The following is a 14782-nucleotide window of genomic DNA, read 5'->3' as shown; positions in this document are numbered from 1 at the left end:
CTCGTTCCTCTTTAAAATGTGTACGACAGCTCTTTTCGTCTGTGAAATGAACTCCAAAATCAAATATATTCATAATCAACTGTTTTAATATCAAGTGAATATACGATAATTATTTCATTTTAGGGCTGTTTGCGGATATACAATAAAATTTACTATAAAAAATGAATCTTTACCATTTTTTAATATAAATTCAGCTATATAAGGTTCTCTAATACATTTATCTTCTAATTCAGTATCTAAATAGGGCTTACTTATTAATTTAACCTTTGACGTTTTCCAAAAATAAGCATAGCGCTCACTCATATTAGTTGATGGACTTTTTGTAGGATCACTAATACTATAGTCCCATTTGTTTCCCATTCTGTTTAAATTATCGGCAATTCTAGCTACTGCTTGTGCTCCTCTTGGATCTTTTCCAACTACTTCTTGGACAGCAATAATGTCGTAAGGTTTTATAATTTTTGCAATTGTTAAAATCTCATCATCATCTTTCGATTGTCCTAAGTCTTGAATATTCCAAGTAAGTATTTTTATTGAGTTTTTGTCGCTTTTTTTGGATATTGTTTCTTGAGCGTTTAACGTAGTAGATTCTATATTTTTTAACTTACTGTTTTTACTACTTCTAGATTCGCACGAGAATTGTATTAAGAATGAAACGACAAAGAAAAATTGTATTAATCTATTCATTATTCTAATGTAATTTCTCCTTTTTTATAATCAATTGATATTTTCCCAAATTGCTCAAAGGCAGATTGACCTAACAGAAGTGGTGCTACTGAGTTATGTACTACTGAGGCTTCAATATCTCTTAAAGTAATGTTACCAATTTTAACTGTTTTTAAATTTATTATTGTTCCTTCTGAAATATCTCCATTAGCATCACTAAATTTAGCAGTTCCTTTAATGTCATCTTTGGTTAATGTTCCTTGTTTCATTAAAAAAGTAGCTTCTGTTTCAGAAATTGAAATTATACCAGCTCCTGTGTCAAATATGAAGTCCATTTTAGCTCCATTTAGTTCAATAGGTACATAATAAACTCCATTACGCTTTTCCATTTTAATAATGGTTTTACCTGTTGACCTTTCTCTTACTATTCGTTCTCTTTTAGAAGATGTATTATCCACTTCATTATTTCTAAACTTTTGAGCAGATTTAGAACAGCCATTACAACTTGTTAAAGCAAAAGACAATATTATATATGTTAATAATCTAAATTTCATTTATTTTGAGTATTCTATTTTTGGAATTATTTGTATGGAAAAACGTTTGTTGTTTTCTTCTACTTTATCGCGACACAAGCCATTAAAACCACTTCCACTAATTAAAATTTCTGAATTATATTTTCTTAAGTCGATATTATTATTGCTCCAAAGGTTATAAACAGCCAAAGCTCGTTCGTAGCTTTTTTTATAACCATATTCACTATCACTACTGAATCTTTTATCCCAAGAATTTGCCATATTACCTTCAATTATTATTAAATATGAAAAATTGACATTTGCTGCATTCAGATTTTTTAATAATTCCTCTAATTTATTGCCAACCTTTATTGTAGAAGATTCATATTTTTCTAAAATTGCGGATTTATTAGGTTCAAATATTTCTATACTATTTAACTCTTTTGAAATATATTTTTTGCAATCTGCCAAATAGATAAAATCTTTATCCTCTTGTAAAGGTTTAAACTGTTCTTTAAGTTGAAGGATTTTATTTTGTTCTTCAATTGTTGTATTCGCTTTTTGTAATGCGTCTTTAAGCATCACATAAGTAAGTACATATAAAACTAAAACAACAAAAAAAAGACTTGTCATTAAGTCTGAAAAACTCATCCAAAAAAAATCTTTGTGTTTTTTACTCATCTATTTATTTTTTGAGGAAAAAATGTTTTTAATAGATGTAGCGATAGTATTATTTTTTTGAGTTAAATTTTTATTATTAATTTCACTTAAAATTTTATTTGCCTTGTCCATACTTTCTTTTAAAGTATTAATTTCAAGCTTTACTGAATCTATTTGACGATTTGAGTTTGTTTTAATTACATTAATTGACTCATTTAAGTTTTCTAATATATTCAATTTTGACAAACTCCTACTGTTTTCTGAAAAAGCTTTTTCCATTAATTCCTTTTCTGTTTTTGTCAAATCTTTTATTGAATCAATTTTCTCTTGAAATCCCTTTAAAATGAGATTCTTCTCAAGTTCAGAAAGTTCTTCCAATGTCTTAATTCTTTTTGAGCTAGACTTAGTCATTAAGTCTTCCTCTTTAATGGTTATCTCTTTTATTGCATCAATTTTCTCTCTTGTATGTTCTCGAAGTTCAACTAGCGATTTATTTAATACATCATCTACTTTTTTAACCGAATCAGTTAATAAATCTCCTCTTTCATTCAATACTTCATAATGATCGTTTAAAAATTGAACCAACTTATTGCTTTCTTCGATTCTAGAATCTAGTTTTTCTGCTAGACCTTCGAAATTATTTACTTTGTTTAATAATATTTGAAACGAATTTGACAGGCGAGTTGTACCATCTACTGTTGAGTTTAGAGAACTTAAATATTGATTAAACTTATGTAAATCTTCTGTTCCAGCTTTTAATTCTCTTAACACTTTGATATTTGCTTTTGCAAACTCTGTTATATCAATTTTTTCAAGGCTTTGTAAAATTTTATCTTGTGCAATAACAGCATCATAATTTTTATTTAATAAGCCTGTTAAACGATTGATATTAACGGTAAAATTATCATTAAATTTAACAAGGTTTGTATGTAACATAAATACACTTGAAGAAACACTTTGATTTAGAATAGGAAGTAATTCAGTTTGAATAAACGTGTAAAAATCATTTTTAGAAACTTCTACATTTTTACGAGCAGTTTTATAATAGGTAGAATTTAAAACTGTACAGAGCAAACCAATAAAACTTGCAGACATTGCAATTGACACACCAATTAAAAAGCCTTGTATTTCAAACTCATCTCCTTTACCAGATACTAAAAATAGATTAATTAGGCCAAAAATAATTCCTAGCATTGTTCCCATTAAACCTAAATATAGAGGTGTTGTAATTCTTTGGCTTATATCTTCATCTTCTGTATCTATATTTCTTTCTGTAATATCTTTAATTAGGTTGAAATCTGTGGTAGCTCCTTTGTTTCTTAATAAATAAACATTTATAGAGTGTAAAAGACCTTCAAAAATGCTATTACTGGTTTCGTTAGGGTTTATTAAACTAATTTCATTTATAACAGAATTCTGCTGATTAGAATTGTCATAATTTTCGTAATAATTATGTATTGCAATAGCTTCATCTATTATTTCTTCTTTTAGAGTTGCTTTGATGTTTTCAGAAAAATTGACTTTTATTCTATCCTTAATTTCAGTAATTGTAAGTCGCTCTAAATTTTCATAAATATATTCAAAATCATCGGCTATTGGTTTTGAATTACTGTCTGACGTTTCTAATTCATATTTGGATAAATTATCCAAAACATCTTGAGGTTGAAAAACTTGTAAGTCTTCAACAGGAATATTAAACAACTTTATTTTAAAAAATTCTTTATTTGGAATTATGGATTTGAGAACATTTATTTTTTTAAATGTTTTTAATGTTTGAATAATTTGAATTAGTATAATTAAACCTACTAATAGAAATTCAATGATTGTAATATTATTCATAGGTTATTTGTGCTTTTTCTTTAACAATCCATTTTTCACCTTGTTTTATTGCAACACCTGGCTTATTGGTAATAATTTTTTTTGCATTTTGGTTTAAAGGTTCAGTTTCTTCACAAGCAGGATATAAAAATGAATCAGGTGCATTTACAGCACGTATTGCAGAGTTTTCTGTATTAAAAAACTGAAATTCTGCTACATTGTTATCTTTGATTAAGAACTTGTAGAATTTTCCATCTTTATTTTCGGTAACATCTAAAGCGTTAAAAACTTTATCAGAAATAGGTGTTTTAGCATACACAAATTTCTGAATTTCTTTTTGATTTGTTTGCGGAATGTTTTTTACTTGATTTTTTTGGCTTGTTATAGGATGTAAATTTTTAGAAGTGTTTTTTGATTGAAGTTTTCTAATAGCATCATTTACATCTTCAATTTTCTGATAAATGTCTCTTTCGAACCTTGAGTTATTCTGACTTTTATTATTAGATTGATTAAAAATACTTTTTTCATTTTTTAAAACTTCAATTTCATCTCTATGTCTTTTAGCACTCTCTTTTAATTTTTTAATTTTCAAATGATTATTTAAAAACAACAGAATAGAAGCTAGAAGTATTATTGCGAATAGTAACCAATTAGGGAAAAATGAATTTTCTGATGTTTCAACACTTCCTTCGTTAATTACTCTGTCAGAATGATTAATTTCATTCAATAAATTTGGATTTGTTGTTGTTTCTGATTTGATTTCTTCAACAATATCTTCTTGTTTTTCGAAACTTTGTAACTTATTATTCAAACCATTACTTAGTTCACTTTTAATTTCAATTTTGTCAAACGAAAGTTCGAATGAGTTAAGAATGCTATTAATTGCTTCTTCTTTATTGAAATTATCAGAGTAACTATTTTTTGCTTTTTTCACATCAGGAATTAGTGTTTTAGAAAAACCATTAAATTTATTTTCTTTTAGTAGTTTTTCTAATTCAGAACTAGAAACGTTCTTTTTATCACAATCATTAAGTTGTATACTAATGACTTCGTCAAAAGACTTTTTTTCGTCTAATCTAGGATTTTTAGAAGCAAAATCTTCGGTATATGCATAAGCTATTTTACAAGCACAATAATCAACAGCTTTTTCATATTCTTCTTTAGAATTTTGTGCGTTTAAAGTCAAACTTGTAAAAAGTAAGACAAGAAACAATGAGAATAATTTATACATAATATTATTTATTTAATTCTGTTACAATTTTGTAACTCAATTTATTTAATGCTCCAACTAAAGGATAAAAGAATAATGACTCTTCTAGCGGAATATTTGTATTGCCATTTAAAGATTCTATTTTTCTCCTTAATCCAGTATCTAATAGGTTTAGCGTTTCTTCTTTTAGGATAGTTTTATAATTGTCGAAATGAGCTGAATTCACGCCAAAATATTTTTTGAAATTCATAGTATCATCAATAGAGAATAATATATCAATAAAATTATCAACTTCCGAAACAACAGAATTTATTACATCATCATCAATATTATTGTATTTGATTGGATTTTCATTAATTGTACTTTTTTCTGTATCACCTAATAAAACAGATTTTATATCTTCAATGTCTCCAATAGAATCAACATCTATTTCTAAACCACCTTTACAAGTTATTTCCTTTGGGTTTGGTTCAATATTAATTTTTACTTTATGAGTTTTATTTCCTTCAAATACTTTATCGAAAATTATACCTGTAAGCTTATCTAACTTGTCTAAATTGTTACTTCCATTAGTTATTAGAATAGACTTAGAACCTGTTCCACTAAACAAAATATTTGTTGGTGCATCTAGACCTTTCGCTTTCATTAAATTGGCAATGTGGTAAATTATAGAAGAATAAAAAACAATAAAAACAATTTTTAAGTCATTATCAGTTGAAAGCCAAGAATTAAATTGAAGTGGTGCCTTTTCGCTAATTACTGTTTTGTTTTTTTCTAATGAAAAGAAAAAGGCAACTAAATCTTCAGATTTTTTCTTACTAAATATTTGATTAAAAGTACGTTCTAAATGTTTCAGTTTATTATCGGCAAGTAAATCACTAATTTTTTTCTGGTACTTTACAATAAAACCATTATTGTTTGGTGAACCACCATAACCATCTCCAAAAATGGAATTAGCAGCAAAACGAGCAGAGGTTAAGGCTATGGGCTTCTCTTTTTGAAATATAACAACATCACTAGTGCCACCACCAATATCTATCGAAACAACAGTATCTGTTCCTGCAATTACATTGCCGTGATTTTGATAATAATAATATGGTGCTATTGATTCAGATAATTTAGAGGTTTTACCTTCTTTAAAATACTTTGTGAAATACTTATTCCAAATTCCTTCTAATTGGTCTATTTTGTCAAGATCCATACTAGAAGGATAAAACCAAATAAGCTCAGTTTTATTAATGTCACCGTTATTGAATAGTACTTTAGACCTTATGAGAAGTAATATTTTTTCAATGAATTTTTCAACTCTAATTTTATTAGGACTATTACTATCTTCAAAATCCGACCATTTTAAATTTGTTGTAATTTCAGTATCAATATTACTCGCATATTTTTCGTAATCAAAAGGGATGTTTATATCTGCAAAAGCTTCAGGTGTAGATGAGAAGTTTAAACTTCTACTTTCACCAGATACAGTGCGAATCGGGAAATTAAATTCTGAATTATCACTTACTATTTTTGGTAAAAACTCGTGTCTAATAAAGCTCTCAATTTCAACAATATCGGTATCAGTAGTATTTGAATTATGTAATGTTTCATATTGAATTTCGTCTTTTGAGATTCTAAACGGTAAAGATGATTTATCGCCTTCAACTTTATATTCAATATGTGTATTTGTAGTACCAAAATCTACTGCAAATTTCATTTTTTTTGAGCCTGTGTTTGTTTTTAGTTTGGGTATTATTATTCCTAGATTATCATTATAACCAGCTTCAATATAATCAAATTGATGTTCTAAAGAATAAAAATCAGTTTGGATAATCCCATCCTTTTTTAATGTTCTTGAAGTTTTATCTACTTCTAACGAATCTTTAGTTTTATTAGAGTAAAAATTTAGTAAGAATGAACTATGGCTGTTTATAGAATCCACTCCTTGGTCTAAAGCCATAATCTTGTAAAAAGAATCATTTTCAATTTTAAGAAATGGATAAACTGCTAGCGAAATCTTATTATCAATGATTAGACCTTTATTGTTTGTAATATCTTTATTGTCAGATTTTGCAGAGCCATAATATCTTTCAAATGTTATATAATCTACATTTCTGTTTCCTTTAATTGGTATTCTAAGTTTAACCTCTATTGAGCCAGAAAAGACTTTTGCCTCAAACATAGGTTTTCCATTAGGCATTGGCTTTTGAAGGTCTTCTGTATCAAAGTATTCAAAGAATTTTTTGGATAATGGTAATAGAAAACTTTTGTTGTTATCACCACTTTCGTTTTTAATATTTCCATCAAAATATTTGTCAGAATTTAAAACATAAGGAACTCTAATTATTTGAGCTTGTAAAAAATCACTAACAGTTAAATAAGGATATTTATCTAATTGGTTAGGTAATGTTCTTTCGTTAATTGGTTTTTCATCAAAATATGGAATCGTCCAATTGTTATCCCATTTAACATTTCTATCTGTATAAATAAGTGGTTCAGTAAAGTTGTTTTGTAAAATAAGTGGTTTAGTATCAGTTTTAGAAGATTTAATTACAAACTCACTCAAATCCGCAATAGTTGTTCCTCTGTTTTCAATTTTCTTTTTCTTTAAAGGAACTCCTAAAATTTCAATATTATTGTTTTCTCCTATATCTAAAGATGAGTATGAACTATTTAATTTACCTACTAGATCATTTGCGTTTTCTTCTTGTATTTCTGAAAGTTGACCATATAAACCAATATTATAACTATCTAATCGAGACAAACTTTTTTCTAAATAATCTGCTAAATCTCTCATTTTTATTTTAAGCTCAGGATAGCCATTTACCAATTTGTAAATGTATTTTTGAAACTCAATATCTCTTTTGTAAAGAGGTTTTAAATCACTATCAAAAAATGTATCATTCCCATTTTCAATATTAGCAAAACTCAAATCGTTAGCTGATGTAAAAAACAATGTAGTTGGCGAAGTACCTCCAACAATTTTGTTGTCATAAAATATAAAATAAAGCTTATTTAATGCATCAAAATTGTTAGAACTAGCATCTTGCTTTAAAAATAAATCTAATGTTTCTCCTAAGAGTTTATGTTTAGGATTAGTTGACGTCAAAAGATTGTTAAGGTCGGTGCTTTTATCCCAAGTTTTAATTTGTACTCTATCGCCTAGTGTATCGAAATTGAAAAACATTTCAGCAACATCAAAACAATCAGAAACTAATTTATGATAGATGGTGTTACCATCAAAATTATTTGAATCTGCAACATATTTGAAAGCTGACCTAACCAAATCTACTCTTGCAAAAGGGCTTGGAATAGAAGTAGGGTCGGTTATTGAATAATCTCCATCAGGATTATTAATGTCTTCAATTACAGTTGGACCATATGGCTCACCTCTATCTTCCCAATCTTGTAAATCTCTGTCTTGAAATAGTCTGTATACTTTACTAGCCATAATTATAATAGTTTTTTATTTACCAATGCTTTAGTTCCTTGAGAAAAAACACCCATAAATCTTTTTTGTGGGTTTGGTGCATCACCCAACTTATGAGAAGCAACATTTAATTCACTTACAAATAATTCATAATTATTTTTAGCAAAAGGATTGAATTTGTTTTTTCGTTCTGGAATTCCTCTCGCTAAAGTGAATATATTTGATGTATTAATTTCGAAATCAGTAATTTCGTTCTTCTCATTAGCAATTGGGTTTATTGCAAAAGGCGCAAATGATATTTGATTACGGAATACTTCGGCTAACCAAATTCTAAACTCTTTATTAAAGTCTGATAAGAAATTTTTATAAAAAGATTGTTGAATAAAATTTTTATCAAATTTTGCTCCATCTTCTGAAACAAATGGATAGTTTTTATCAATTGCCCAAGTCATCTTATCTTTTAAAAATAAATTGAAATAGAAATATTCTGTTAAGTTATTTATAATTGAATTTTTTGTGCCATCAAATAAATCATTAAAACTAAGTTGTCTTGCAGCTTTAGTTCCAAATTCTTTATAAGTAGGGTTTGAAGCATTGCCATTTTTAGTTTCTAGATAAATATCTTCTGTATGTGCAAAATCAATTATTGATAAAGCGGATGCCAATTCAATAAAATGAGCATCATTTTTTTGATTTGTACCTCCTTCAATGTTTTCATAGGTGTTTTCTGCTGAATCACCTATGTAGTATAAAGAATTTATAGAATTATTTCCAGAAATATTTCTAGCATAATAATGTAAAGCAGCTTTTGTTTTTGTTATAAAACCGTGACTGTCAATTTGAGAATTATCGTTTTGTTTTACTTTAAAATATGGTAAAACTGAAATTGCTCCAATTCTTGAGTTTTTTAAATGTTCGTAATTTTTACCACCAACTTTACCTTTTCTTAAGTTTTTAAGAAGTAGAGGAAAACCTGCTGCACCAGTTCCACCAAATATTGAACTTACAATAAAAATTCTATCATCAGCTTCATAACTATCTGCAAACGATTGAAATACCTCTGATTTTGTAAATTGATTTAAAACTATACTTCCAATATTTGGATTACCTCTAAAACCAACACCTAAATCGGCATCTAAATTCTTTTCAGAAAACAATAGTTTTACTAAATTTTTATTATTTGCATCAAGCGAATTGAAATCTATAAAATCTTTGAATCTATCATTTTGAATACCATCTAATTCAAATCGAAAACCATCAAAGACTTTTGCTCCACCACCTTGTTCTGTTACAATATCACTTAATGTTGAGATTTTATTTTTGAAAAAATTGTTTTGCTCATAACCATCTACAGTTTTATGAATGTTTTGGTAATCTCTAAGTAGTTTTATTGTTCTATTTAAATCGCCTCCAGCACTATCTGGATCAATTAGAATAGGAACAATATCAAAATTTGTTTTAACACCAGACGCAAGTAGCATTGTCAAGGATTTGATTACTCTTGCACCAGTACCACCAATTCCGAATATATATAATTTAGCCATATTTTATGTTTTTATGCTTTGTTTTAAAATTTACCGAAAAATAATTTTGGTGTGCCTTTTGCGTGAGATTTCCACCATTTGAAGCAATAGGTCCATAGTATAAAAAATGCGGTAGTTGTTATTGCAGTAATTAAACCAAATGTAATGTACTCCATAATGTCATAATCAATACCTAAACCATAGAAAATATTCTGAGGAACAATTAAACCAATCAAAAAAGCTATTACAAAATTAATAAGTAGCATTATCAACCAATGTTGCCAACGAGAAAAGCTTGGTCTATTAATTATAAAATAGAAAGCAATAACCAGAAATAAACTTATAATTGTAGTTATTAGTCCAATTGAAGCATATAATCCTTCTGTGAATAAATCATCAGAAAAAACACCTCTATAAGTTAATCCACCCCATTCAAAAATGATTGAGTAAAATTCATTTAAATCCATAATTTTTATTTTTTGATTTCTATATTTATATTGAAATAAGATTTGTTGTTAGGGTTTTGAGTAGTATAAGCTTCAGACACACCTTGAACCAAGTAGAGTAGACCAAAAGTTTTATCTAATTCATTTTCTACATCTCTATCGTCTATGCTATTACTTTCTTCAACCCAAGCCGGAATTTTATTTGATAATTCTAACTTTAAATCTTGAAGTGTAAATTTATTAGAAGTAGCAATTGTTATAATATGTGTAGCAGTTGTTTTCTCAACAGTTACAAAATCTCTATCCTCAATTTTATTTCTATCTACCTCCTCAATAGATTTTATAATAAATCCATCGGGTACAATGTAGCTTTCAGAATTTGTTAAATAGGTTTTGTCAACGGGAATATTATTTAAATCTATGGCTATTGAAAATTGAAGGTTTCCATTTTCATATTCAATTTCATTAATGCTTTTTAAATCTTTAGCTTTTCTATCTGTTGGCTTGTAATTACCTATTTTATTAGTTTCTTTTAAGACCGTGAAAAAAGGTTGGTTATTTTCTTGTGAATTTGATAGATAGTAACTGTTCTCAAAACCTTTTAATTGTTTAAGGTTAATTTCTTTTTGAAATGTTTCTATTAAGTTATGTTTTCCAATTATCCAAAAATAATAAGGTCTCTCTTTTTTACTTAATCGAGTTTTATTATTATCCTTATCATAATAATATCCATCAAACTTTGAATTCATTTTTAATACAATTGTTGAGAAATCAAATTCTTTTGATTTTTCAAGAAAAGCACCTTTTGTCAAACTTTTTTGAAACTCAAGAGCTCCTTCTGTATCTTTTCCTTTATCTAAAGAATAAATACAATCAGAAGTTAAAATTGATATTTCATTTTGCTTAGTGCTGTCTAATATTATTTCTAATATTTCATTCAGTTTACTAACAGATCTATTTCCAACCTTATAAGGTGCTTTACTCGGTTCTAAAGTTTCAACAAAATTATTTACCTCATCAACTTTTGAAGGGTATATTTTTGTGTTTATAAAGTTTATGTTTAAATTTTGATTGTTGTTTTTTTCTTTGTTGTATTTGTATTGCAGTTGTACAAGTAAATCAGATAAAGCAGCTTCAAATTCAGTTGTGCCTTGAACATAACCATCCATACTACCAGAATTTTCAATGAAAACACTTACTATTGTATTTTTATCTTCATTTTCAGAATTGTTATTAGGACTAAAGATTTTCGGTTCTGTATTGTTTCGTCTTTTATTCGCAACTGATAAGATTAAATTGGTGAGTTCTTCTTGGTTTATTTCATTGTTTGAGTCTATAATTTGAGGTAAATCAAGACTGTTTTCGTTTATATATTCAATAAATTCATTTCTTTCATTTTCAGTAATTTCATTACCACTTCTCAGAGCTATATTAATTTTTTTATTTAGTTCATCTATTGGTTCATCATCACAAGAGTTGAAAAACAATAAGATTCCAAATAAAAACAGTACGCTAAAAATTGATAATCTTTTTTGTTTCGGTTTAGTAATATTTTTTTTCATTCGGTTTATAAGTGTTGGTTTAATCAGTCCTTCGGAATTGAGCCTTAAATATACTTTTTTATTTCTTTTCTCTATTATGGTTTTCCACATTCTGTTCGTTCTATTTTGAGCGTTGGCAAAAAACAGCTCTTTTGGTTTTTTTAGCGTTGGCTTATGTGTCGGAAAAAAAACCAAATGTGCTGTTTGTGCGGCTGGCTTTTTTAGTTCAAATGTTCAATTTTAGCACGATTTCCGCATTATGCACAACGCTCTTGAGTATGATTAGTTGCGCGTCTCAAGCACTAATTTAGCAAATAAAAACGAACTTGGGAATCCACGAGTGTTTTCGGAAGTAGAACAGACCTAGCAATTAATTATACGCGATGTTGTGAAATGTAGTTTCGTGAATTTCAGACTTTATAAAAATGCGCTTTTAAGTTGTGCGCTCGAGTAAGCAAATCCGCGAACTGCTTAAATTCCGCATTGTGCATAATTCTGCACCTGACTAAATTCCGCATCTTGAATAATTCCGCAAACTGTAGAGGTTCAGATATGTATTCCGCAAACTTGTTTTAGAAAATCCCTCGTTAATAGACCGTTTTTGAAATAAAATCCGATTTTAAATTCCGCAAACTTGCTCAAATTTCCGCAACAGTTGGTTTTCTGAATAGTTCAGATCAGACAGTTTTCAGAGTCTGGATTTTTTGGATCTGAGTGAATTCTGCTATATTTTACAACGGTTAGTATATGAAAAGTAGGCGATTGCGAAGCGCGAAACTTTCGGTTAAGTATAAAGTTTGATGCGAGCCAAAACCCTTGATTATACTGCTATTTCGCCTATTTTTTATATACATTGTTAGCGGCATACTCTTTTATTTTTTAGTCAAGTTCAATCGCATTTCTGGTTTTGGCTGCCCATTTTTCGATTTCAGTCTTTATGGTCAATTTCTCATCTGTCGTTAATGGCAACTTGCTCGGTTTTGCCCAATTGTCTGTCGAGTTGAACCAAATAATTAGTCCGTTTACTCCCAATTCATATTCAATTTCTGCGAGTTTTCCTTTATCAACGAAATAGAAAAATCCATTCCGCCCGTGAGACTTAAAATGAAGTCCGTCATTGTTCATTAGTTGTTCAACATTGTCCTTTTCTCGTCTTTCCTTTGCCCAATTGTCTTTGATTTTTTCTGAAGTGTAATCCTGAAAGTGATTGTCATCAATCTTTTCAACTGTCGAGCCGAATGATACTTTGAATTTTAACTCTGTCTCCGTTTTTCTAATCTGTTGATGACAAAAATCTCTTTCTTTAATCAATTCCATTTTGTCAGCAGCGTCAGCAAGGTCAAGCCAATATTTGTCCGAGAAGTAATGACCTGTTTCTTCGGTCAATTCAATTAAGCTATCCAAAGCAAGCCCTAATTCGTTCTGATTCAAAAATTCGATTGAGTCTTTTAACTGTCTCTGGTCATTGTAGTCCGCAGGCAAATAGTCAATTAAATTTTTAATTATCTGATTCGGTGTTTTGTCAGTCGACTGCTTTTTCTGTATGAAGTTAAATAGTTTCAATGTCGTTCTTTTGAGTTGCCGCTAACGCTTGGGCTACAAGAAGTTGGCGATTTCGGAGACGAAAACTGTCTGCCACCACAAATCTTGATACGAAGCACAAAGCTTCATTTAAGCACTGAACCGCCAATTTCTTGTAGGTGCTGTTAGCTGCTGGCGTTTTTGTTCAGTTTATTATTTTTTTAAATGCGTCAATAAATTTCATAAAATTTTCTTTTGTTTTGTCGTCCGTAATTTGTCCTTGTTCGTTTATTTTGCCTTTTATTCCTTGTATCAATAATGTTGTTTCGTCTGTGAATTTTGTCAAAACAGTTTTCATAATCAACTGCAATTCTTCGTGTCCTTTTTGTCCGCTTGCAGAAGCCGTTATTAGTCCGATTGGTTTGTCCGATAAAACTGTCGTGGAAACGCACCATTCAATTCCATTTTTCAGTCCACTGGGTATGCTAAAAATATATTCAGGTGTGCAAATTAAAATTCCGTCTGCATTTTCAATATTTTTTCTAAATTCTGTTACTTCTGCGGGTGCATTGTCTGCCGAAAGTTCAGGGTCAAAATGAGGAAGTGTTTTCAAGTCCTTAAAAACTGTCAAATTAAAAACGTCCTTTGTCAAATCAACGAAATTTTCTACAAGCTTTTCGTTTGCAGAATTTCTACTTGCACTTCCAATAATTATAAAAATATTTTTCTTCTCTGTCATAGATTTTTGTCTGTCAGTTACGGTCTGTTACGCTTGCAGCTAACGCTCTTGAGTATGATTAGTTGCGTGTCTCAAGCGCTAATTTAGCAAATAAAAACGAACTAGCGAATCCACGAGGGTTTTCGGAAGAAGAACAGGCCAAGCAATTAATTATACGCGATGTTGTGAAAAGTGGCCTGGAATTATTGTGTTTTGTTGTTGCTTTCCCTGAGATAGTGCGATTGAGTGAGTTCCGCCGTTCCCAAAATCCGCGAACTTCGTGATTCCGTTCGAGTGGGAAATTCCGTGTGAGTGAGTAATTCCGCAACACGATTTTATTCAGAGTGGATTTGATTAAGTCAAGATTCCGCAAACTTGTCTGTTTACGAACCAGACTAAAAATCCGCGTTTCATTTTATCGGACTGGATCAGAAATCCGAAATAAAAATTCCGCGACCGCAAAAAGGAATGCTTTTTTGAATTCGGATTGTCTAGTTCTGAGTGAATTCCGCCATTTTTTACAACGTGTTTGAGTATGATTAGTTGCGTGTCTCAAGCGCTAATTTAGCAAATAAAAACGAACTAGCGAATCCACAAGGATTTTCGGAAGAAGAACAGACCTAGCAATTAATTATACGCGATGTTGTGAAAAGTGGCCTGGAATTATGGTGTTTTGTTGTTGCTTTCCCTGAGATAGTGCGATTGAGTGAGTTCCGCCGTTCCCAAAATCCGCGAACTTTGTGATTCCG

11 protein-coding genes are annotated in these 14782 nt (G+C 29.3%); all 11 read right to left on the bottom strand.

The genetic code is table 11. The features are described from left to right. Positions 1-114 precede the first annotated feature (114 nt). A complete protein-coding gene (locus tag ESY88_RS19605) occupies positions 115-687 on the bottom strand; it encodes an exonuclease/endonuclease/phosphatase family protein (protein WP_147088383.1) in 573 nt (190 codons plus the stop codon). Beyond that, a complete protein-coding gene (locus tag ESY88_RS19600; RefSeq protein WP_147088382.1) occupies positions 687-1220 on the bottom strand; it encodes a retropepsin-like aspartic protease family protein in 534 nt (177 codons plus the stop codon). Before ESY88_RS19600 ends, ESY88_RS19605 begins: the two co-directional genes overlap by 1 nt. Then, on the bottom strand, positions 1221-1859 hold the full coding sequence (locus tag ESY88_RS19595; RefSeq protein ID WP_147088381.1) for a hypothetical protein: 639 nt from the start codon (positions 1857-1859) through the stop codon (positions 1221-1223). It abuts the gene before it with no gap. Beyond that, positions 1860-3677: a hypothetical protein gene (locus tag ESY88_RS19590; protein ID WP_147088380.1), complete on the bottom strand. Its 1818-nt coding sequence runs from the start codon at positions 3675-3677 to the stop codon at positions 1860-1862. After that, on the bottom strand, positions 3670-4887 hold the full coding sequence (locus ESY88_RS19585; protein WP_147088379.1) for a hypothetical protein: 1218 nt from the start codon (positions 4885-4887) through the stop codon (positions 3670-3672). Before ESY88_RS19585 ends, ESY88_RS19590 begins: the two co-directional genes overlap by 8 nt. A 4-nt stretch (positions 4888-4891) precedes the next feature. Continuing rightward, positions 4892-8305, bottom strand: a complete 3414-nt coding sequence (locus ESY88_RS19580) for a hypothetical protein (RefSeq protein ID WP_147088378.1) — start codon at positions 8303-8305, stop codon at positions 4892-4894. Between the two features lie 2 nt (positions 8306-8307). After that, a complete protein-coding gene (locus ESY88_RS19575; RefSeq protein ID WP_147088377.1) occupies positions 8308-9828 on the bottom strand; it encodes an FtsZ/tubulin family protein in 1521 nt (506 codons plus the stop codon). A gap of 23 nt (positions 9829-9851) precedes the next feature. Continuing rightward, entirely contained in the window at positions 9852-10274 is a 423-nt protein-coding gene (locus ESY88_RS19570; RefSeq protein ID WP_147088376.1) for a hypothetical protein, read from the bottom strand. Positions 10275-10279: 5 nt separating this feature from the next. Further along, a complete protein-coding gene (locus tag ESY88_RS19565; protein WP_147088375.1) occupies positions 10280-11815 on the bottom strand; it encodes a hypothetical protein in 1536 nt (511 codons plus the stop codon). An 858-nt stretch (positions 11816-12673) separates the two neighbouring features. Further along, on the bottom strand, positions 12674-13357 hold the full coding sequence (locus ESY88_RS19560) for a hypothetical protein (protein WP_147088374.1): 684 nt from the start codon (positions 13355-13357) through the stop codon (positions 12674-12676). 163 nt (positions 13358-13520) lie between these two features. Continuing rightward, complete coding sequence (locus ESY88_RS19555; RefSeq protein ID WP_147088373.1) at positions 13521-14054, bottom strand: NADPH-dependent FMN reductase; 534 nt, start codon at positions 14052-14054, stop codon at positions 13521-13523. Positions 14055-14782 lie beyond the last annotated feature (728 nt).

The organism is Subsaximicrobium wynnwilliamsii (assembly GCF_007997225.1).
Lineage (GTDB): Bacteria > Bacteroidota > Bacteroidia > Flavobacteriales > Flavobacteriaceae > Psychroserpens > Psychroserpens wynnwilliamsii.
Note: the sequence above shows the minus strand (reverse complement) of the source record. Positions and strands in the feature narration are given on the sequence as shown.